This is a genomic window from Rhizobium sophorae (assembly GCF_013087515.1).
GTDB lineage: Bacteria > Pseudomonadota > Alphaproteobacteria > Rhizobiales > Rhizobiaceae > Rhizobium > Rhizobium sophorae.
In genome coordinates this window covers 22372-43429 of the sequence record NZ_JABFCN010000034.1, presented here as the reverse complement: position 1 = coordinate 43429, position 21058 = coordinate 22372, and the positions used below count along the sequence as shown (strand labels likewise).

General features: G+C 60.9%; 22 protein-coding genes and 1 pseudogene. 15 read left to right on the top strand and 8 right to left on the bottom strand.

Annotated elements, in window-relative coordinates:
- The 4 genes from G9X64_RS20305 to virB11 are packed head-to-tail and all read left to right on the top strand — an operon-like array spanning window position 1 to window position 3766.
- On the top strand, window positions 1–672 hold the full coding sequence (locus tag G9X64_RS20305) for a VirB8 family type IV secretion system protein (protein WP_168312567.1): 672 nt from the start codon (window positions 1–3) through the stop codon (window positions 670–672).
- A complete protein-coding gene (gene virB9, locus G9X64_RS20300) occupies window positions 669–1526 on the top strand; it encodes a P-type conjugative transfer protein VirB9 (RefSeq protein ID WP_171377314.1) in 858 nt (285 codons plus the stop codon). Before G9X64_RS20305 ends, virB9 begins: the two co-directional genes overlap by 4 nt.
- Window positions 1527–1535: 9 nt before the next feature.
- The gene (gene virB10, locus G9X64_RS20295; RefSeq protein WP_171377313.1) at window positions 1536–2708 is read left to right on the top strand and encodes a type IV secretion system protein VirB10; all 1173 of its coding nucleotides are present in this window, start codon (window positions 1536–1538) and stop codon (window positions 2706–2708) included.
- An 8-nt stretch (window positions 2709–2716) separates the two neighbouring features.
- Window positions 2717–3766, top strand: coding sequence for a P-type DNA transfer ATPase VirB11 (gene virB11 / locus G9X64_RS20290; RefSeq protein WP_171377312.1), 1050 nt, complete (start codon window positions 2717–2719; stop codon window positions 3764–3766).
- Window positions 3767–3857: 91 nt separating this feature from the next.
- On the opposite strand, the gene traG is transcribed toward virB11, so the two are convergent.
- From traG to G9X64_RS20275, 3 genes are read right to left on the bottom strand one after another with little or no spacing between them, the layout of a single operon-like run.
- The gene (gene traG / locus G9X64_RS20285) at window positions 3858–5771 is read right to left on the bottom strand and encodes a Ti-type conjugative transfer system protein TraG (RefSeq protein ID WP_168312571.1); all 1914 of its coding nucleotides are present in this window, start codon (window positions 5769–5771) and stop codon (window positions 3858–3860) included.
- Window positions 5771–5998, bottom strand: coding sequence for a conjugal transfer protein TraD (locus G9X64_RS20280; protein ID WP_168312572.1), 228 nt, complete (start codon window positions 5996–5998; stop codon window positions 5771–5773). The genes traG and G9X64_RS20280 overlap by 1 nt, the downstream gene beginning before the upstream one ends.
- Window positions 5988–6275, bottom strand: coding sequence for a TraC family protein (locus G9X64_RS20275; RefSeq protein ID WP_168312573.1), 288 nt, complete (start codon window positions 6273–6275; stop codon window positions 5988–5990). Before G9X64_RS20275 ends, G9X64_RS20280 begins: the two co-directional genes overlap by 11 nt.
- Before the next feature lie 216 nt (window positions 6276–6491).
- On the opposite strand from G9X64_RS20275, the pseudogene G9X64_RS20270 reads away from it, so the two are divergent.
- The 3 genes and pseudogenes from G9X64_RS20270 to G9X64_RS20260 form a co-directional block, all read left to right on the top strand.
- Window positions 6492–7038, top strand: a pseudogene (locus tag G9X64_RS20270) (MobA/MobL family protein); the annotation flags it as partial.
- Between the two features lie 212 nt (window positions 7039–7250).
- Entirely contained in the window at window positions 7251–7688 is a 438-nt protein-coding gene (locus G9X64_RS20265) for a DUF4174 domain-containing protein (RefSeq protein ID WP_168312574.1), read from the top strand.
- 43 nt (window positions 7689–7731) lie between these two features.
- Complete coding sequence (locus tag G9X64_RS20260) at window positions 7732–7926, top strand: hypothetical protein (protein ID WP_130674713.1); 195 nt, start codon at window positions 7732–7734, stop codon at window positions 7924–7926.
- Here G9X64_RS20260 and G9X64_RS20255 read toward each other — a convergent pair.
- Window positions 7898–8779 (bottom strand): LysR family transcriptional regulator, encoded by an 882-nt coding sequence (locus G9X64_RS20255; RefSeq protein ID WP_130674714.1) that lies wholly within the window; start codon window positions 8777–8779, stop codon window positions 7898–7900. The genes G9X64_RS20260 and G9X64_RS20255 overlap by 29 nt on opposite strands.
- On the bottom strand, window positions 8776–9090 hold the full coding sequence (locus tag G9X64_RS20250; protein WP_168312576.1) for a putative quinol monooxygenase: 315 nt from the start codon (window positions 9088–9090) through the stop codon (window positions 8776–8778). The genes G9X64_RS20255 and G9X64_RS20250 overlap by 4 nt, the downstream gene beginning before the upstream one ends.
- A gap of 192 nt (window positions 9091–9282) precedes the next feature.
- On the opposite strand from G9X64_RS20250, the gene G9X64_RS20245 reads away from it, so the two are divergent.
- The 8 genes from G9X64_RS20245 to G9X64_RS20210 all read left to right on the top strand — a co-directional run bounded on the left by G9X64_RS20245 (window position 9283) and on the right by G9X64_RS20210 (window position 18062).
- Window positions 9283–10779, top strand: a complete 1497-nt coding sequence (locus tag G9X64_RS20245) for a CoA-acylating methylmalonate-semialdehyde dehydrogenase (protein WP_168312577.1) — start codon at window positions 9283–9285, stop codon at window positions 10777–10779.
- A 342-nt stretch (window positions 10780–11121) separates the two neighbouring features.
- Entirely contained in the window at window positions 11122–11604 is a 483-nt protein-coding gene (rirA, locus tag G9X64_RS20240; protein ID WP_003545647.1) for an iron-responsive transcriptional regulator RirA, read from the top strand.
- Between the two features lie 338 nt (window positions 11605–11942).
- On the top strand, window positions 11943–13538 hold the full coding sequence (locus tag G9X64_RS20235) for an ABC transporter substrate-binding protein (protein ID WP_171377311.1): 1596 nt from the start codon (window positions 11943–11945) through the stop codon (window positions 13536–13538).
- Between the two features lie 87 nt (window positions 13539–13625).
- The gene (locus G9X64_RS20230) at window positions 13626–14630 is read left to right on the top strand and encodes an ABC transporter permease subunit (protein WP_017959055.1); all 1005 of its coding nucleotides are present in this window, start codon (window positions 13626–13628) and stop codon (window positions 14628–14630) included.
- 9 nt (window positions 14631–14639) lie between these two features.
- A complete protein-coding gene (locus G9X64_RS20225) occupies window positions 14640–15530 on the top strand; it encodes an ABC transporter permease subunit (RefSeq protein ID WP_171377310.1) in 891 nt (296 codons plus the stop codon).
- Complete coding sequence (locus tag G9X64_RS20220; RefSeq protein ID WP_168314408.1) at window positions 15530–16546, top strand: ABC transporter ATP-binding protein; 1017 nt, start codon at window positions 15530–15532, stop codon at window positions 16544–16546. Before G9X64_RS20225 ends, G9X64_RS20220 begins: the two co-directional genes overlap by 1 nt.
- A complete protein-coding gene (locus tag G9X64_RS20215; protein WP_171377309.1) occupies window positions 16543–17496 on the top strand; it encodes a peptide ABC transporter ATP-binding protein in 954 nt (317 codons plus the stop codon). The genes G9X64_RS20220 and G9X64_RS20215 overlap by 4 nt, the downstream gene beginning before the upstream one ends.
- Before the next feature lie 26 nt (window positions 17497–17522).
- A complete protein-coding gene (locus G9X64_RS20210; protein WP_171377370.1) occupies window positions 17523–18062 on the top strand; it encodes a gluconokinase in 540 nt (179 codons plus the stop codon).
- Here the strand turns inward: G9X64_RS20210 and G9X64_RS20205 are convergent.
- The 3 genes from G9X64_RS20205 to G9X64_RS20195 form a co-directional block, all read right to left on the bottom strand.
- The gene (locus G9X64_RS20205; RefSeq protein ID WP_171377308.1) at window positions 18052–19299 is read right to left on the bottom strand and encodes an NAD(P)/FAD-dependent oxidoreductase; all 1248 of its coding nucleotides are present in this window, start codon (window positions 19297–19299) and stop codon (window positions 18052–18054) included. The two genes, G9X64_RS20210 and G9X64_RS20205, sit on opposite strands and share 11 nt — an antisense overlap.
- A 76-nt stretch (window positions 19300–19375) precedes the next feature.
- The gene (locus G9X64_RS20200; protein WP_171377307.1) at window positions 19376–19879 is read right to left on the bottom strand and encodes an isoprenylcysteine carboxyl methyltransferase family protein; all 504 of its coding nucleotides are present in this window, start codon (window positions 19877–19879) and stop codon (window positions 19376–19378) included.
- On the bottom strand, window positions 19876–20928 hold the full coding sequence (locus G9X64_RS20195; protein WP_171377306.1) for a type III polyketide synthase: 1053 nt from the start codon (window positions 20926–20928) through the stop codon (window positions 19876–19878). Before G9X64_RS20195 ends, G9X64_RS20200 begins: the two co-directional genes overlap by 4 nt.
- Window positions 20929–21058: the final 130 nt, after the last annotated feature.

The window sequence follows — 21058 nt, the reverse complement described above, 5'->3', positions numbered from 1 at the left end:
ATGGTGAGAACGGACAGTCTGAAGAGCTATTTCGAAAGAGCGCGCCGCTTCGATCAGGATCGGCTGCTGCAGGTGGAGCGGTCGGCGCGCATCGCCTGGTCCATCGCGATCGCCGCAAGCATGCTTGCCGCCGCTTCGATCGTCGCGGTTGCCGGCCTGACGCCGTTGAAAACGGTCGAGCCCTTCGTCGTGCGGGTCGACAATTCGACCGGCATCGTCGACGTCGTCTCGGCGCTGACTGCGACCGCCGGCACCTATGACGAAGCGGTGACCAAGTACTTCGCCGCCAAATATGTGCGGGCGCGGGAAGCCTATCTCTGGAGCGAGGCCGAGGAGAATTTTCGCACCGTCGCGCTGCTCTCGACCCAGCCGGAACAGACGCGTTTCGCGGCAATTTATCGAGGCGCCAATCCGGACTCTCCGCAGAATATCTACGGCCGCGGTGCAACGTCGCGCATCAACGTCGTCTCGATCTCGCTGATCAACGCCAATGTCGTATCTGTGCGCTATACCAGAACCGTCACCCGCGGTGACGACGTCAGGACCACCCACTGGGTGGCGACACTCACCTTTTCCTATGTCAACGTGCCGATGTCCTCGACCGACCGGCTGACCAATCCGCTTGGTTTTGCCGTCAGCGAGTATCGCGCCGATCCGGAGGCCATCAATTGAAGCCGAGTTTCCTGATCGCCCTGACCATGGTCGCCAGCCTCTCCACGAAGGCGCTGGCGCTCGATATTCCGCGCGGCGCATCGCAGGATAGTCGCGTCCGTTTCATCGACTACCAGCCCTATAACATCACCAAGATCGTCGGCACCTTGCGCTCCTCGGTGCAGATCGAGTTCGCCGCCGACGAGGAGATCGCCCACGTCGCGCTCGGCAACAGCGTCGCATGGGAAGTGGCGCCTGCCGGCAATATCCTGTTCCTGAAGCCCCGCGAAAACCAGCCGGTGACCAACATCTCGGTCGTCACGACCCGGCGGGACGGCTCGACCCGCAGCTACCAGATGGAGCTGACGGTTCGCGATGGCACCGTCGAGGCAGGGCAGAACACCTACTTCTATGTGAAGTATCGTTATCCCGCCGACGAGGCCGAACGCCGGAGACTGGAGGCCGCTGCCCGTACGCAAGCAGCTCAGGCCGGCCAAGCGGACAAGGTCCTTGCTCTTCACGAGGCCTATGGCCCACGCAACTGGCGCTATTCGGCGCAAGGGGCCGTGTCGCTTGAACCGCAGGCCGTCTACGACAATGGCAAGGTCACCACCTTCGCCTTTGTCGGCAACCAGGAAATGCCGGCGATCTACATGGAAAATTCCGATGGCAGCGAGAGCCTCGTGCCGAAATCCGTCGATAACAACCTGGTGCTGGTACACGCGATCAGCCGCAAGTTCATCCTGCGCAGGGGAGGCGACGTTCTCTGCGTCTTCAACGAGGCCTATGATCGTATCGGCATCAATCCCGATACGAATACGACCTCACCCTCTGTCGAGCGCGTCGTGAAGACGCAGGCAGCGGCAGGACAATAGGAGGACGTCATGGCCGAGGAAGACAGCACCCACATTCCCGGGGAGCGCGCGGAGACGACGACGGGCCGCGGCCTCGACAACAATCCGACAGTGAGACGTGGTGCGGTGGCGCTGGCAATCATCGCCTTCGTCGGCTTTGCGCTCTGGTCGATGCGCGGCCAGGATGAGCCCGCCGACGGCGTCCAGCCCGAACGCGTCATCATCCGGCAGACATCGGATTTCGAGCCGGCAAAGGAGCCGGTCGAACCGGTTGCCACGACGTCGGAAACAATTCTGCCGACGCCCGGGATGCCCGAGCAGGCGGGCGAGGATGAGAAGCTTCTCGACGCCGCCCGCCGCGCGCCGGTCATCGCCTATGGTGGTGAAAAGTCTCCCCAGTCTCCCCGAGACCAGAATGCCAGCACCGATGCCGCTTCGAACTACGTTCCGTTCGGAAATAATCCGGGCGGTCTCGGTGCCCAGGCGGAAAACGAGGACCAGCGCTTCAATCGGCTGTTGACGCCGACACAACTGCAGGGCTCGCGCGCCGGAACCCTTGGAAATCGCGACTTCATTGTCGCCATGGGCACCTCCATTCCATGCGTCCTGGAGACGGCACTGTCCTCCGACCAACCCGGATTCACGAGCTGTGTCATCAATCGCGACGTTCTTTCGGACAACGGCCGCGTCGTGCTGATGGAAAAGGGCACGCAGGTCGTCGGTGAATATCGCGGCGGCCTTCGCCGCGGCCAGAAACGCCTGTTTGTGCTCTGGAACCGGGCAAAGACACCGAAGGGCGTGATCATCACCCTGGCGTCGCCGGCAACCGATGCCCTTGGACGTGCCGGTGTCGACGGCTACGTCGATACCCATTGGTGGGAGCGTTTCGGCAGCGCGATCCTTTTGTCGATCGTCGGCGACGCGACCTCCTACGCCAACAGCCAGCTGCAGGATAGCGATGTCGAGGCGGACAACACGACGAGCGCCGGCAAGCAGGCCGCAACCATTGCCGTCGAACAGTCGATCAATATTCCGCCGACCCTGTTGAAGCATCAAGGAGAGCTGGTCTCGATCTTCGTGGCGCGTGATCTCGACTTTTCGAGCGTCTATCGGCTTCGTGTGACCGAACCGCGCAACCGCGTCTTCGATCGGGCGGTTCTTGGCGACTTCAGTCCAGCCTCAACGACCCTGGTCACGAAATAGAGCCGCTCATGACAGAGGGAGCCGACTCCGGCGTCGTGCGCGAGCTGCTGGTACCGCTGTCGCCCTTTCTCCGCGACAAGTCCCTTTACGAGATCATCATCAACTGGCCAACCCAGGTGGTCACCGAGGGGACAGTCGGGTGGCAGACCCACGATCTGCCGGATCTGTCGTTCGACAAGCTGATGCGTCTCGCGCGCGCTGTCGCCAGCTATTCCAACCAGTCGATCGACGAAACCCGACCTATCCTCTCGGCAACGCTGCCCGGCGACGAGCGGATCCAGATCGTGATCCCGCCGGCCACGACAAAGGGAACGGTCAGCGTCACGATCAGAAAGCCGTCGTCGGTGTCGCTGAGCCTGAACGATCTTGATCAAGGCGGCTTGTTCGCCGAGGTGGCAAGGGAAGAAGCAGACGTCTCTGCAATCGACCATAGGCTCCTGGACCTCCATCGAACGGGTTCATACCAGGCCTTTCTTCGAGAAGCGGTCCATGCGCGCAAGAACATCATCATCTCCGGGGCGACGGGCTCCGGTAAGACGACGCTTTCAAAGGCGTTGATCCGCCATATCCCTTCCAGCGAACGCATCATCTCCATCGAAGACACGCCCGAGCTCGTCATCCCGCAGCCGAACCATGTCCGCCTCTTCTACTCCAAAGGTGACCAGGGACTGGCAAAGGTCGGGGCGAAGGATCTGCTCGAATCCTGTCTGCGCATGCGACCCGATCGCATTCTTCTGCAGGAGCTGCGCGACGGCACTGCGTTCTACTACATTCGCAGTGTGAACTCAGGTCATCCGGGTTCGATCACCACCGTCCACGCCGACTCGGCTAGGCTTGCCTTCGAACAACTGACACTGCTGGTGAAGGAATCCGAAGGCGGGCGGGACCTGGAGCGAAACGACATACGCGAGATGCTGAAGATCGCGATCGACGTCATCGTCCAGTGCAAACGCATCGATGGTCGATTTCGGGTGACCGAGATCTATTATCGGGCCGCCGCGATCGGTCCAAACGGTTCATCAAGCGGAGAAGGCTTGAGCTTTTTAACCTCGCGATAGGTATGATCGTCCTCGAGCAAAGCTTCGATCCTAGCTTCTCAATAGGGAGCCGGCACGCTTCCGAAAGATAGCCATGCGACGTGTGAGATCGTCAAGTCCGCACGAAGCGATTGGCCTTTGCTTGCGCGTCCATATCCTTCCGCCGGAAATAAATCGCTCGGCCGCAGCGGATCGGGCTGTGGCCCTGCACGATGATGATCTGCTCGTCCTTGCGCATCGACTGGGTGATCTCGTGCGGCATGATCAGCGGCCGGCGTTGGAAATTGACACTCTCGGATTTGCGCGTGCCGCCGCCTTTCGTGTCCCAGCCGATGTTGCGCGAACGCCCCTGTACTTCAACCGTCATTTCCCCGCATTGGGCGGAAACATTGCGCGCCGTATCGAGCGCCTTAATCGCGGCGTATGAGGCGAAAGCGCAGCCATCGATCCATGACGTCGCGCCATCCTTGCCGAAGTGCCGCTCCAGCTGCCCGACCGATTGATAGAGCAGCATCATGCTGATCCCGTACTTGCGACCGCGATCGCGCGCTTCTTCCAGCACTCGCATATAGCCGAGTAGGTCGACCTCATCGAGCATGAAGAGCGCTCGGCGGCTGAAGCCGCCATCGGCCTGGACCATCGCATTGATCAAAGAGCCGATGATGACGCGCCCGATGCCGGGATAGGAGCGCAGGATCGACGCCGGGATATTGAGGAATACGTCCGTCTTGCCGGTGACGATATCGCTCGACCTGAAAGCGTTGCCGCAGACGAGCGCGGCGTAACTATCCAATGAGAGCCATTGTGTATCCTTCGACGCCGTCGAATAGACACCCGAAAAGGTTTGCTCGGTCATGTTGGTGAAGACACCGAGCGTTTCGCGGATAAAGACAGTTTCCGAGTGTTCCTGAATGTCGCGCAGCATGGCGAGGACGGAGGGTTCCGGCTCGGACACGATCTGGCGCAGGCTGCGTAGGCTTCGCCGGCCGGCATATTCCGGCGACAGCATGACATGGGCGAGCAGTCCGGTCAGGAGATTGTGCGCCTGGTTCTGGAAGTAGGAGCCGGTCGAGGATTCAAAACGCAGGCTTTCGGATAGAAGCATGTGGGCGATGCCGACGATGTCTTCCTCCTTTCGCTTCGAATGCTCGATTCCGTCGAGGACATTGAAGCCCATGATCGGGTTGGCCGGATCGAGCACCATGACCTCGCGTTCGAGAACGCGGGTGCGATGCTCGACCACCATCGGCGCGACCTCGGTGGAAGGATCGAGGCAGATCAAAGGGCCGGTATAACGCAGTGCGGTCGGCAGGACGTTGCTGGTCGTCTTGTATCCACCCGATCCGGCAAAGAAGAGCATATGGGTGGAATCGAAGTCTTGGCTGTAGGTGAGGAGTGGCGCCTTGCCGCCCTGTCCCCACGTGCTGCGATCCTTCGGATCGAAGGGCACTTGGTGGACGGTTTCCTTGTCGACGCGGTAACGCTCGCCGACGACGATCTCGCCTTCGGGCGGAAAGAGCTTTGCCGCCGCTGACATCGAAAGCCAATCGGCATCGCCAAAGGTTCCGCCCCTTGCCCGCTTGACTGCCTCGGGCACGACAACGGAGATCCGGGCGGCGACTGCCACGGCCATAAAACCCGCCAGGGCACCGATGACAGCAATGAAATCCAGGTAGGAAAGGGCCTGGTTCCACGTGACGATGCCGCGCTCCACCGACGGGACCAGGCGCCCATACTCGCGCAACGCGTAAAACCCGGCGATGACTAGAAAGCACAAGAGGCTGGCCACGGCGATCGGCCGCCGGCGATGCAGCGGCAACGCCCAGACGGTCAGAAATCCTGCGAGCGGCCCGAACAGGAGCGCCGGCACGGGTGCCGCTCGCAGGAACCAATATTCGATCTTGCCGGATAGGCCGTAGGCCAGTGCCGTCCATCGCCAGCCGGTGATGTAGACGGTGATCGCTGTCACGACGATAGGCACGAAGACCAGCAGCAGGCTCGGATGAAATCGACTCTTCAACGCCATCAGGCGTTCTCCTCGACGCGCGGGGAAGAAGGATCGAGCGAAGCCCTGAACACCTCTTTGCCGATATCGCGCAACCGCCAATGTTCTTCCGATCCCGTTATCACCCTCGCCAATTCGATGAGGCCACCGAGCAGAAACGCCCGGTCGGCCTTTGATAGGCCGGCCTTCACGACGATGCCGCCGAGCAAGAACTTATCGCGGGCTTCTTTTTTGCGGTCAGCCGTCATGTGAAACTTCCGACGTCGATCCAGCGCCACCAACTGCTGGTGGGCGTGTTTGAGGAGATAGGCCACCAGCCCCTTTCTTCTCCTCTTTGCAAAATCGCGCGGCGATCTCTTCGAAGATCCGCTCGACTTCCTCATCAGCGATCTCCATTTCCGCCAGCCCGGACTTCGTCGCCGCGCGGGCAAACCGCTCGGCCGATTTAACTATCAGAATTCGCCGACGTTCTCGCAGTCTCTCAATCTGCGCATCGAGATCAGAAATCGATGATTTTACGGCCATTGGTGACTCCTTTCCTGAAAATAGCCCCTGAAGATCGATTATACTAACTAGAAAGCAATAGTTAAACGGGCTTTTGTACCTGCCCCAAAACGTCGCAGCCGAATTTTCGGCCGATGGCCGTCTTCTGGAAAAGCGGTATCGGCCCTTCGGTCCGATCGGTTTGAGGGCGCAATATACGTCGCTGTCGCGACGTGCTCGGGAGATCAGGAGACGGCAGTGGCGATCATGTTCGTCAGGGCGCAGGTGATCAGCAGGGGAGCGGGACGCAACGTCGTCTCGGCCGCCGCCTATCGCCACCGCGCCCGGATGATGGACGAACAGGCCGGTACGTCCTTCAGCTACAGGGGCGGGGCCTCCGAGCTGGTCCATGAGGAACTGGCCCTGCCGGACCACATGCCGACCTGGCTGCGGACGGCGATCGGCGGTCGTTCCGTTGCCGGCGCCAGCGAAGTGCTGTGAAATGCGGTCGACGCCTTTGAGAAACGGGCAGACGCGCAGCTGGCGCGTGAGCTTATCATCGCGCTGCCGGAGGAACTGACGCGGGCCGAGAACATCGCGCTGGTGCGGGTTCGTGCGAGACAATCTCACTTCGAAGGGAATGGTCGCGGATTGGGTCTATCACGACAAAGACGGTAATCCGCATGTCCATCTGATGACCACGCAAAGACCACTGACGGGGAGGGGTTTGGACGCAAGAAGGTGGGTCACCAGCGAAGGCGGCGCTCCCTTGCGGATCGTCACCCCTGATCGTCCGAACGGCAAGAACGGCGCCGACCTGATACCGAGAAGCCAACCCCTCTAGTGAGTCCAGGCGTCACCTGGCAATCGTTGAAGGAGAATTCCACGCTCACGAAAGCCTCCGTAGTGCCAAACGAACGGATGAATTTGGGACGCGAAACCAAAAGTTCGGTTCCTATCGCTTCGATGGAACCCATGCCGCACCGGGTCGTTCACCATAGTAACGGGAGAATATGCATGTCGAAAACCCTGCTCTACGGTGCGACGAAGATCGACGAGACCAACAGCGCTTATGCGCCGATCGAAAGTCTCGCCCAGTTCCAGTGGAAGAACCGCGTCTTCGTTGTTTTCGCCGACAGAGATAATTCCCGCGCCGCCCGGCAGGAAAATCAGCTGCTCGCCAGCCGCTCGGCCCTCGATGAGCGTGACCTGGTGGTGCTGAAGGTTTCCGGTGCCGGCGTTCGACCGCTATTCGGTGCAACTGACGGCCTCGACGGCGAAGCGATCCGCCGCGATCTTGAGGCGCCGGAGGTCGGCGAGTTCGCCGCGTTCCTTCTCGGCAAGGACGGCACCGTGAAGCTCAAGGCCAGCGAGCCGATTACCGATGGCGAGCTCTTCGCCATTATCGACAGCATGCCGATGCGCGCTGCCGAATCGCTGAAGCCGGACAAATAACCCCGAACGTCGCGTAAACTGAAATCATGAAAGGGAGGCGGTCATGTCCGTGCCCAACGAACCCATTCCCGATCAGCCGCCAATGCCCGGGCCCGGCTGGAAGCCGGTGCCGCCGATCAAGGAACCGGAGCCGGACAGGCTGCCCGACGAGGCACCCGTTCCCAATCCCGACGAGAACGACGAACCGGCAAAACACACATTCGAGGCTTTTAGAGAAAAATGTGCCGTTCGGCGCTGACGAGTTCCTGCAGGAAATCGGCGACACTCCTGACGCGTAGCAGGTCGCGCGCCGTTTCGTGATAGGTCGTCCAGTAGGCGCGCCGGATCGAAACCTCCGGCAAAATGCGCTGGAGTTCCGGATATTGCCTGGCGATATAATCGTGCAGGATGCCGATGCCGGCGCCTGTTCGTACCGCCTCGGTCTGTCCGATCGCCGTCGAAATCTCGAAGCCTGCATCCCAGCTCCGCATGACTGCGCCGGAAAAATTCAGGGACGCGGTGAAGATCAGGTCTTCGACATAGCCGATGCGGCGATGCGCCTTGAGCGCGTCGACATCGGCGGGTGCTCCCTGTGACGCCAGATAATCCCGCGAGGCATAAAGGCCGAGCGTGTAGTCGGTGAGCTTGGAGGAGACGAGCCGGCCTTGTTCGGGCCGCTCCAGTGTGATGGCGATATCCGCCTCGCGCAGCGACAGTGAGAAAGAGCGCGGCACCGGCACGAGCTGGATCTTCAGCTCCGGATGGCGCTCGATCAACCTGCCCATGCGCGGTGCAAGAAAGGAAACACCGAACCCATCAGGCGCCCCGACACGCACGGTCCCGGCAATTGCCGTATCGGTGTGGCCGAGGCTGGCCTGTACTGCGAGCATTTCCGTTTCCATCCGCTCTGCGGATGCCAGGAACACTTCTCCTTCGGCCGTCAACTCGCAACCATTCGTGCGACGGATGAAAAGCCGCGTCTTCAGCGCCTCTTCCAGCGACGTCAGTCGACGTGAGAGCGTGGCGTGATTGAGCCCCAGCCGCTTCGAGGCGGCAAGGATCTGGCCGGTGCGGGCGACGGCGAGGAAAATACGAACATCGTCCCAGTTCATGGCTTGGCACGCATGGCGATCGGATCGACCTCGATAAGCGTCAACGAGGTCACCATGTGTGCCGTCTGGTTCTTGTACTTAAGGAAATGCGGTGTTCGCAGATGGGCCTCGTATGCTTCCTGGTCGGCGTAGACCTCAAGAATACGGATCCAGTTTGGGTTGTCTCTGATGGAAACAGCGCTCAGGGAAAGGACGCCGTCTTCCAGCGCGAAGGATGCTTCGATTTCTTCCGTGAGCAATGCGCGATAGGTTTCAAGCGTGTCCGGATCGATCTCCAGCTCTGCCATTCTGACGACGGGTTTCCGGCTCATCGGTTTGATCTCCCCAGGGTCTGACTTGTCGACATTTGACTTGTTGGCGTGCAGTGCCAAGTTTGGAAGCAGCCGCAGGGCCTGATGCAATGATAGGGCTATAATTTACGCACAACGGTTGCTTATATCAGCGCATTGATTTGTGCAAATTGAAGTGCGATTGTCGGCCATCCAAAAACAGGAGGAACACCCATGCGTGAGATCGGTCATTTCATCGGCGGCAAGCAGGTTGCCGGCACCAGCGGCCGCACAAGCAACGTCTACAATCCGGCGACGGGCGAAGTGCAGGCGACGGTCGCACTCGCAAGCGTCGAGGAACTGCGCGCTGCCGTCGAAAACGCCAAGGCTGCGCAGCCGAAATGGGCGGCCACCAATCCGCAGCGCCGCGCCCGCGTCTTCTTCAAGTTCGTCGAACTCCTGAACAAGCACATGGACGAGCTTGCCGAAATCCTCTCCAAGGAGCACGGCAAGACGATCGAGGATGCCAAGGGCGACGTCATTCGCGGCCTCGAAGTCTGCGAATTCGTCTGCGGCATTCCCCATCTCGCCAAGGGCGAGTTCACCGAGGGCGCCGGGCCTGCGATCGACATGTATTCGATCCGCCAGCCGGTCGGCATCGGCGCCGGCATCACCCCCTTCAATTTCCCGGGCATGATCCCGATGTGGATGTTTGCGCCGGCGATCGCCTGCGGCAATGCTTTTATCCTGAAGCCCTCCGAGCGTGATCCCTCCCTGCCGATCCGCCTCGCCGAACTGATGATCGAAGCCGGTCTGCCCGCCGGCATCCTCAACGTCGTCAATGGCGACAAGGGTGCCGTCGACGCGATCCTCACCGATCCCGATATCGGCGCCGTCTCCTTCGTCGGCTCGACGCCGATCGCCCGCTACGTCTATGGCACGGCGGCGATGAACGGCAAACGCGCCCAGTGCTTCGGTGGCGCCAAGAACCACATGATCATCATGCCGGATGCAGACCTGGATCAGGCCGTCAACGCGCTGATGGGCGCAGGCTACGGTTCGGCTGGCGAGCGCTGCATGGCGATCTCGGTTGCCGTTCCAGTCGGCGAAGAGACCGCCAACCGCCTCGTCGAGAAGCTGACGCCGAAGATCGAATCCCTGCGCATCGGCCCCTATACCGACGACAAGGCCGACATGGGCCCGCTCGTCACCAAGGAAGCCTATACCCGCGTTCGCGGCCTGATCGACCGCGGCATCGAGGAAGGCGCCAAGCTCGTCGTCGACGGCCGCGATTTCAAGCTCCAGGGTTATGAAGACGGCTATTTCGTCGGCGGCTGCCTGTTCGATCATGTCACGCCCGAGATGGACATCTATAAGACCGAGATCTTCGGACCTGTCCTTTCCGTCGTTCGCGCCGCGAACTACGAGGATGCGCTGTCGCTGCCGATGAAGCACGAATATGGCAACGGCGTCGCCATCTACACCCGTGACGGCGATGCCGCCCGCGATTTCGCATCGCGCATCAACATCGGCATGATCGGCATCAACGTTCCGATCCCGGTTCCGCTCGCCTATCACTCCTTCGGCGGCTGGAAGGCCTCGAGCTTCGGCGACCTCAACCAGCACGGCACGGATTCGATCAAGTTCTGGACGAAGACCAAGACCGTCACCGCCCGCTGGCCCTCGGGCATCAAGAGCGGCGCGGAATTCGTCATGCCGACGATGAAGTGAGCTTCACGACATTCCGATCTGAAATCTGTGATTCGGGGGCTTTTTGGCTCCCGAATTTTTCCTCGTCGTGCTGATTGCCGGCGATATCGGCCGACATCGAGGATGTCCTGAGACAAGGGCGCGGTCTGTTCGCCCTCTCCTATTCCCCCAGTCCGAGGTCAAACTGATGCGCAAGGCAGGCCCGAGCGCAGGCGAGCCAGCCTCGACTACGTCGAGATCCTGGAGCGGGATTGACGTCGCGGCAAATGGCCTCATAAGCTGAATGCGAATTTCATATTTTGGAATTGTTCAAAACTAGCAAACCGCCTATATAGGTCTGAACAGACGAGTCAGGAGAATGGCATGCGGTTGACGAAGCAGACGAACTATGCGGTTCGCATGTTGATGTATTGTGCTGCCAACGACGGGCACTTGAGCCGGATTCCGGAAATCGCCAGGGCCTATGGCGTTTCCGAGCTCTTTCTTTTCAAGATCCTCCAGCCGCTGAACAAGGCCGGTCTGGTCGAAACCGTGCGCGGTCGCAATGGCGGCGTGCGCTTGGGCAAGCCAGCCGCCGACATTAGTCTTTTCGACGTCGTTCGGGTGACGGAAGACAGCTTCGCCATGGCCGAGTGCTTCGAGGATGACGGTGAGGTCGAATGCCCGCTGGTCGACAGCTGCGGTTTGAATTCGGCGCTGCGCAAGGCGCTCAACGCCTTCTTCGCCGTGCTGTCGGAATATTCCATCGACGACCTTGTCAAGGCGCGTCCGCAGATCAATTTCCTTCTCGGAATCACCGGCGAGCCGGCCTATCGCAAACCCGCGATCGTTGCCCCGGCCGCCTGATCAAAAGACCAGGATGAACTTCTGAACCGCGGTTGCCCTGGCAACCGCGGTTTTTGTTTTTGCGGTCATCTCACATAGCCTCCGGACGGGGAAAATGCCGGCTGCGTGTCGCGACGGGCGCGTTTTTATACCAAATGCGACAAAATTTCGGTCTTTTTTGTGCGAATATTTCCGAATGAGGCTGATTTTTGACGGAAAATTTCTAAAATTGTCCAGCTGGAAAAATTTTCTGCGTAGCCCGTTGCTTTCAGTAAATAAATATCGTTCCATCGAGCGTCGACCGAGATGGCAATCTACGGTCTCCAAACATCAAAAAAGAACAACCGGGAAACAATATTATGAAAAAGATCTCTGTCCTGCTGGCAGCGACGGCCTTGATTTCCGTCATGGCGACGTCGGCCTGGTCCAAGACCCTTGTTTATTGCTCCGAGGGCTCGCCGGAAGGCTTCGACCCCAGCCTCTATACGGCAGGCACGACCTTCGACGCGTCGTCGCGCACAGTCTATAGCCGCCTCGTCGAATTCAAGCATGGCGGGACCGAGATCGAGCCGGGCCTGGCTGACAGCTGGAGCGTTTCGGCCGACGGCACGGAATACACCTTCAAGCTTCATCCTGGCGTCAAGTTCCAAACTACCGAGTTCTTCACGCCGACGCGCGATCTCAACGCCGACGACATCATCTTCTCGTTCGAGCGTCAGCTCAAGGCTGACAATCCGTGGAACAAGTATGTCGAGGGCGGCTCTTACGAATACGCCGCCGGCATGGGCTTCCCGGAGCTGATCAAGTCGATCGAGAAGGTCGATGACCTCACCGTCAAGTTCACGCTCAACCATCCCGAAGCGCCGTTCCTCGCCGACCTCGCCATGGACTTCGCCTCGATCGTCTCCAAGGAATATGCTGACAAGCTCGCCGCCGACGGCAAGATGGCGCAGCTCAACCAGCAGCCACTTGGCACCGGCCCGTTCACCTTCGTCGCCTACCAGCCGGATGCCGTCATCCGCTACAAGGCGAACGAAAGCTATTTCAAGGGCAAGGAAAAGATCGACGATCTGGTTTTCGCGATCACCTCTGATGCCGCCGTCCGCGCGCAGAAGCTGAAGGCCGGCGAATGCCACCTCATTCCGTATCCGAATGCGGCTGACGTCGCCGAACTCAAGAAGGACGAGAACCTGACCGTGCTCGAGCAAGCCGGCCTGAACGTTTCGTATCTCGCTTACAACACCTTAATTGCTCCCTTCGACAAGGTCGAAGTCCGCAAGGCGCTGAACATGGCGATCAACAAGCAGGCGATCGTCGACGCCGTCTTCCAGGGTGCCGCAGCCGTTGCCAAGAACCCGATCCCGCCGACCATGTGGTCCTATAACGATGCCGTCGTAGACGACAAGTATGACCCCGATGCGTCGAAGAAGATGCTGGCAGATGCCGGCGTCAAGGATCTGAAGATGAAGATCTGGGCGATGCCGGTTTCGCGTCCGTACATGTTGAACGCGCGCCGCGCCGCAGAATTGATGCAGGCCGACTTGGCCAAGATCGGCGTCGATGCGGAAATCGTCACCCATGAATGGGCCGAATATCTGAAGCTCTCGTCCGACAAGAATCGCGACGGTGCCGTCATCCTCGGCTGGACCGGCGACAATGGCGACCCTGACAACTTCATGGATACGTTGCTTGGCTGCGACGCTGTCGGCGGTAACAACCGCGCTCAGTGGTGCAACAAGGAATTCGACGATCTGATGACGAAGGCCAAGCAGACGGCCGACGTCGCCGAGCGCACGAAGGCTTATGAACAGGCTCAGCTGATCTTCAAGAAGGAAGCTCCCTGGAATACGCTCGACCACTCATTGGTCTTCGTTCCGATGAGCAAGAAGGTCTCGGGTTTCTTCATGGACCCGCTCGGAATTCACCGCTTCGACGGTGTGGACATTTCCGAATAATAAAAAATCTGTAAACTGCCCGGTCAACGCCGGGTGCGGCCGGCGGTCAGGTTCCCCTGACCGCCGGAAACTATTGGAAAACCTGCTATGTTGCGTTTTTTCATCGGCCGCCTCGCGGTGCTGATCCCGACATTCCTTGGCGTTTCGCTGATAGCCTTCTCGTTCATCCGCATGATCCCCGGCGATCCCGTCATGCTTTTGTCGGGTGAACGTGTGATGGCGCCGGAACGTCACGCCCAGATCATGCACGATCTCGGTTTCGACCGGCCCATATATGTGCAGTATTTCGATTATCTCGGAAAAGTGCTGCAAGGCGATCTCGGCACTTCGATCGTCACCAAGCGGCCCGTTCTCGGCGAGTTCTTCACATTGTTCCCGGCAACGCTGGAGCTTTCGCTCTGTGCCATCATTATCGCCGTCTGTCTTGGCGTGCCCGCCGGCGTCTTTGCGGCCGTCAAGCGAGGCACGTGGTTCGATCAGAGCGTGATGGGTGTTGCCCTCATCGGTTATTCCATGCCGATTTTCTGGTGGGGTCTGCTGCTCATCATCTTCTTCTCCGGCTATCTCGGCTGGACGCCGGTTTCCGGCCGCATCTCGCTGATGTATTTCTTCAAGCCGGTCACCGGATTCATGCTCGTCGACAGCCTGCTGTCGGGGCAGAAGGGCGCTTTCGCCTCGGCCGTCAGCTACCTCATTCTGCCGACCATCGTGCTGGCAACCATCCCGCTCGCCGTCATCGCACGCCAGACGCGTTCGGCGATGCTCGAGGTGCTGGGTGAGGACTATGTTCGCACGGCACGCTCCAAAGGCTTGAAGCCGCTGCGTGTCGTCGGCGTGCATGCGCTGCGCAATGCGATGATCCCTGTTATCACCACGATCGGTCTGCAGATCGGCGTTCTTCTTGCCGGCGCCATCCTCACCGAGACGATCTTCTCCTGGCCGGGTATCGGCAAATGGATGGTCGATTCGGTCTTCAAGCGCGATTATGCCGTGGTCCAGGGCGGCCTTCTGCTGATCGCCGGCGTCATCATGCTGGTCAATCTGATTGTTGATGTTCTCTACGGCTTCATCAATCCGCGCATTCGTCATTAGGAGCGGCCCATGAGCACGGTCACCGTCAAAACCGGCCAGCCATCCGCCGTCGCGGAGTTCTGGCATTATTTCTCCCGCAACAAGGGCGCCGTCATCGGCCTGGTGGTTTTCATCATCATTCTGGTCGTCGCAATCCTTGCGCCGCTCTTTGCGCCGCATCAGCCAAACGAGCAGAACCGCCAGGTGCTGCTGGCCGTACCGTTCTGGATGGAGGCGGGCAGCGCCTCCTACCCGCTCGGAACGGATGCCGTCGGCCGCGATATCCTTTCGCGCCTGATCTACGGCGCGCGGTTCTCGCTCTTCATCGGCGTCGTCGTCGTCACGCTTTCGGTCATTTCAGGCGTGCTGATCGGCCTCGTCGCCGGATATTTCCGCGGCAAGATCGATACGGCGATCATGCGCCTGATGGATATCATCCTGGCCTTCCCGTCGCTGCTGCTCGCTCTCGTTCTGGTGGCCGTGCTGGGACCCGGTCTGACCAATGCGATGATCGCGATTTCGCTGGTCAACCAGCCGCATTTCGTTCGGCTGACGCGCGCCTCGGTCATTTCAGAGCGTGAGAAGGAATATGTGATCGCTTCGCGGGTCGCGGGTGCTGGCACCTTCCGGTTGATGTTCAAGACGATTTTGCCGAACTGTCTAGGGCCACTGATCGTTCAGGCGACGCTCGCCTTTTCGGCCGCGATCCTCGATGCCGCCGCCCTCGGCTTCCTCGGCATGGGCGCCCAGCCGCCGACACCCGAATGGGGCACGATGCTCGCCGAATCCCGTGAGTTCATCTCGCGCGCCTGGTGGGTCGTAACATTCCCGGGTCTTGCCATCCTCATCACCGTTCTCGCCATCAACCTGATGGGTGACGGCCTGCGCGATGCGCTCGACCCCAAACTGAAGAGGTCGTGATGCCACTCCTCGAAATCGAAAATCTGACCGTCGAATTCCAGACGTCATCGGGTCTGTTCCGCGCCGTCGACGGCGTGTCGCTCACCTGCGACAAGGGCGAGATCCTGTCGGTCGTCGGTGAATCCGGCTCGGGTAAATCCGTTGCCATGCTGGCACTGATGGGGCTTCTGCCCTGGACGGCGAAGATCACTGCCGATCGCCTGCAGTTCGACGGCCAGGATCTGCGCGGCATTTCCGCCCGCCAGCGCCGCAGGATCGTCGGCAAGGACATGGCGATGATCTTCCAGGAGCCGATGTCGAGCCTCAATCCGTGCTTCACGGTCGGCTTCCAGCTCGGCGAGACACTGCGCTTCCATATGGGCCTCAACCGGAAGGAACGTCGCGAACGTTCGATCGAGCTGCTGAACCTCGTCGGCATTCCGGCGCCTGAAGACCGCCTGTCGAACTTCCCGCATCAGATGTCCGGCGGCATGAGCCAGCGCGTCATGATCGCCATGGCACTCGCCTGCAATCCGAAGCTTCTGATCGCCGACGAGCCGACGACCGCGCTCGACGTGACGATCCAGGCACAGATCCTCGATCTGCTCGTGCGCCTGCAGAAGGAGCACGGCATGGCGCTGGTGCTGATCACCCACGACATGGGTGTCGTTGCTGAAACCGCCGAGCGTGTGCAGGTGCAATATGCCGGCCAGAAGGTCGAGGAGCAGCCGGTGAGGGCGCTGTTTCGCGATCCGCACCATCCCTATACGGCAGCCCTGCTCGCCGCTTTGCCGGAGCGCGCCAAAGTCGGCCAGCGCCTTCCCTCGATCGCCGGTGTCGTTCCGGGCCAGCATGGCCGCCCGACAGGCTGTCTTTTCGCGCCGCGCTGCGGCTACGCCACGGTCGAATGCGATCGTGGCGTCGTCCGCCAGGGGCCGGAGCTCGGGCTGGCGCTGTGCAACTATCCTTTGAAGGATGGCAAGCCGCTCGGGCATCCAGGCGTCATGGCCAATGAAACCGCAGGAGACCTGGTATGACCGGCGCTGTTCTCGAGGGCAGGGATCTCGCCCGCTTCTACACCGTCAACCGCGGTCTCTTCAAAGCCGATGCCACCGTCAAGGCGCTGAACGGCGTCAGCTTCAGTCTCTATTCCGGCAAGACGCTTGCCGTCGTCGGCGAATCCGGCTGCGGCAAGTCGACGCTCGCCCGCCTGGTCACGATGATCGAGGATCCGACGGCCGGCGAATTGCTGATCGACGGCAAGCCCGCCCGCGTCGGCGACCGCAGCCTGCGCAGCCAGGTGCAGATCGTCTTCCAGAATCCTTACGGCTCGCTCAACCCGCGCCAGAAGGTCGGCGCGATCCTCGACGAGCCGCTGAAAATCAATACCGATCTCGATGCGGCCGCCCGCCGCCGCAAGGTGGAGGAGATGATGGCCCGCGTCGGCCTGCGTCCGGAGCATCACGGCCGCTATCCCCATATGTTCTCCGGCGGCCAGCGCCAGCGCATCGCCATTGCCCGCGCCCTGATGCTGCGGCCGAAAGTGCTGGTGCTCGACGAGCCGGTTTCGGCCCTTGATCTGTCGATCCAGGCGCAGGTGCTGAACTTGCTGATGGACCTGCAGAAGGAGATGGGCCTTGCCTATCTCTTCATCTCGCACGGCCTCTCGGTCGTCCATCACATCGCCGACGAGGTGATGGTCATGTATCTCGGCCGCCCGATCGAAACCGGTCCCGCCGCCGAGGTCTTCGCCCGGCCGCGTCATCCCTATACGGCCGCCTTGCTGTCGGCCACGCCGATCGCCGATCCCGAGCGCGAGAAGCACCGCATCCGCTTGCAGGGCGAATTGCCGTCACCGCTGAAGCCCCCCTCCGGCTGCCACTTCAATCCGCGCTGCTGGAAGGCGCAGGACCATTGTCGCCAGGTTTCTCCCGAATTAAGAGGAGAGGGGGCACAACAATATGCCTGTCACTTCCCGCTCGATTGAGCAGGAGATATGGCGTGGGAGAAAACATGCAGGATGAGCGGATGAACAAACCCCATGCGATTATCGTCATGGGCGTCAGCGGCTGCGGCAAATCCTCCGTCGGCGAGAAGCTCGCCGAAGCCCTGCACTTGGCCTTCGTCGAAGGCGATGCGCTTCATCCCGCCGCCAATGTTGAGAAGATGTCGAAGGGCATTCCGCTGACCGATGAGGATCGGATGCCCTGGCTCGACCGCATCGGCGAAGACATCAAGGCCTCGTTGGAGAAGAGCAAGGGCATCATCGTTTCCTGCTCGGCGCTGAAGCGCCTCTATCGCGACAGGCTGAGGGCTGCCGCCGGCGGCAATCTGTTCTTCGTCTATCTCGAAGGTTCCAGGGCGCTGCTGATGAAGCGTATGGGCGAGCGCAAGGGACATTTCATGCCGGTCTCGCTGCTCGATAGCCAACTGGCGACGCTTGAGGTGCCCACAGGCGAGCCGGGCGTCGTCACCGTCGATATCGACGACACGGTGGACGGCATCGCCGGAACGGCGCTCAAGAGCCTTGCAGCACTCGGTATTACGGCTTGAAACGCTGCGGCGAATAGGCCGCGATATCGATGAACGGCGTCTCGCCGGTGATGAGTTCGGCAAGCACGCGGCCGGTCACCGGCCCGAGTGTCAGACCGTGATGGGCATGGCCGAAGGCGAACCACAGGCCCAGATGGCGCGGCGCCTTGCCGATGATCGGCATCATGTCTGGCGTGCATGGGCGCGCGCCCATCCAGGGTTCGGGATCGAGCCTGCCTCCGAGCGGGAAGATGGTGCGCGCCACGGCTTCGGCGCGGTCGAGCTGGACCGGCGTCTTCGGCGCGTCGAGCGTTGCAAACTCCGCTCCTGTCGTCAGGCGGATGCCGCGGTTCATCGGCGCCAGGAGATAGCCGCGTTCGGCATCGAGCGTCCAGTTGTTGAGCACGGCATTGCCCTCGGCGGCATAATGCATGTGATAGCCGCGCTTGACGCCGAGTGGGAAGGAATAGCCAAGCCGGCGCGTCGCAACGGCCGCCCAAGGGCCGAGTGCCATCACTGTATCCTCGGCTTCGAGCGGTCCTTCCCCAGTCATGATCTTCCAGCCGGAGCCGGATGGACCGAGCGAGGCGGCATCACCCGTGACGAACTTGCCGCCGAGGCTCTCGAAATAGCGGCGATAGGCCGAAGTCAGCGCATGCGGGTCGAGCACCGACCAGGGATCGCGCCAGCGGATACCGCCGGCGAAATCGCCGGTCATATAAGGTTCCATGCGGGCGATATCGGCCGGAGCCAGGCTGTCATACTCCACCCCGAATTCGCTCTGCCAAAGTGCTGCCTCGGCAAGAGCGGCGTCGCGTTTGGCTTCAGTGCGGAAAAGCTTCATCCAGCCGTCCTTGCGGATCAGCTCTTCGGCCTGCGACGCCTCGATCAGATCTTTGTGTTCGACAATCGAATTTTCGATCAGCGGCGCATAGGCCCGGGTGATGATCGCGTGACGCCGGGCATTGGAGTTCCACCAGTAGCGGGCGAGAAAAGCGATCTGGCTCGGCAGCGTCCGCAGGTGATAATGCGCGTCGATGCGGTTATTCACAGCATAACGCAGCAAAAGCCCGAGTTGCTGAGGAAAGCCGTAAGGCGCGACACCTTCGCGCTGGATCAGGCCGGCATTGCCGAAGGAGGTTTCGTTGCCCGGATCCTTGCGGTCGATCAGCGCCACCTGCCGGCCGCGCCGCTGAAGATGGATGGCCGTGGAAACCCCGACGATGCCGGCGCCGAGCACGATTGCGTTCTTCGTCATTTCCGCTTGCATTCCGCTTTGTCTATCGGGGTGAAAATGCCCGTGCCGATACCGCGACGCAAACGGAAAATCGCCTTCATTTCAAAATCATTGCGCTTTTCAGTGCGGCATTTTCGGCCTTTACGCGGACATAGAGGACAAGCGCGTTGAGAAGGGAAAAGACGATCGCGTAAAGCGGCAGGCCGAAGGCGAGGGGAAGGGCGGCGATCTCGCCGACGACGATTGTATAGTTCGGATGCCGGAGGAAGCGATAAGGCCCCGATCTGACGAGCGGCGCACCTGGCAGGATGATGATACGCGTCGTCCAGCGGCCTTTCAGCGTCGCCAGCACCCAGAGCCGCAGCACCTGCAGCCCCATGAACACCAGAAACCAGAAGAGCGCGATCGGCCTGCCGGAGGCAAGCAGCCAAAGGCCGATGATCCAGCCGGCATGCAGCGCCACCATGACGGGATAATGCTCGGGTGCCACCTCTTTGGCGCCACTGGCAAGCAGCGCCGCCGTGTTGCGCCGGGCAAGCACCAGCTCCCCCAGCCGCTGCAGCGTCACGAAGGCCAGAAGCGCGATCGACGGCCACATCATGCGATCCTCCTGAGCGTCACGCAGCTGGCCGAAAAGCCCGGCCCCATGGCGATCATCGCAGAGCGCTCCGGCAATCCGGCGCGGATTGCCCGCTCCAGCACGAACAGAATGGTCGGCGACGACATGTTGCCGTATTCGGCAAGCACCGCGCGCTCGTGATCGAGCGTGCCCGGCACCAACGACAGCGCGCTCTCCATTGCGGCCAGCACCTTCATGCCGCCGGGATGGCAGATGAAACGGCCGATATCCTCCACCCTCAGCCCGTTGCGCGCCAGAATGGCCGTCACGGCCGGGCCGAGCTCCTTTTCGGCAAAGGGCGGCAGCGATTGCGCTAGCACGATGCCGAAGCCGCCGTCATCGATCTTCCAGCCCATGATGTCGAGCGTGTCGGGAAAAAGATGCTCGCCGGTCGATTCCACTTCCGCCAGCCCGTCTTCGCCTGATCGCAGCACGCAGGCAGCAGCGCCGTCGCCGAAAAGCGCCGTCGCGATGATGTTCGGCCGTGTCAGTTCGTCCAGCCGGAAGGCCAGCGTGCAAAGCTCGATCGAGACGAAAAGCACAACAGTCCCCGGCCGGTTTCTCGCCAGCCGCGAGGCGATCGCAAAGCCCGACACGCCGGCGGCACAGCCAAGCCCGAAGACCGGAACGCGTTCGATGTCGGGTCTGAAACCCATCCTGCGGCTAAGCTGCGCATCAAGGCTCGGTGTTGTAAAACCGGTGGAGGAGACAGTCACGACACAGTCGACATCGCCGGCCTCAAGCCCTGCCTGGCGAAGGGCGGAGCTGGCGGCCTCGACGAAAAGCCCGCCCGCCACCTCTGCAAAGGCCTGCATCCGGTCCTGCCAGCCATGGGGCTCGTCGAACCAGGCAAGCGGCCGCGCCGCATGGCGCTTGTCGATGCCGGCGCTATCGAAGACGCGGGCAAGATGGCGGAAATCCTCGAAGCGGTCGGCAAACAATCGGGCCGAGGCTTCGACCGCCTGTTTTTGGAAAATGATATGTTCGGGTGCGGCGACGGCGAGGCTGACGAGTTTCACGGTATCGGTCACAGAATTCTCCTTGTCGTTCCCGGCGGAACGAAAAACACGCGGTGCCGATGATTTATTCGACCTCGTCTGCTTCACGAAGCAGTGATGAAGAAAATGGAGACGCCGGCGAATAAAGCCAGATGCAGCGGTG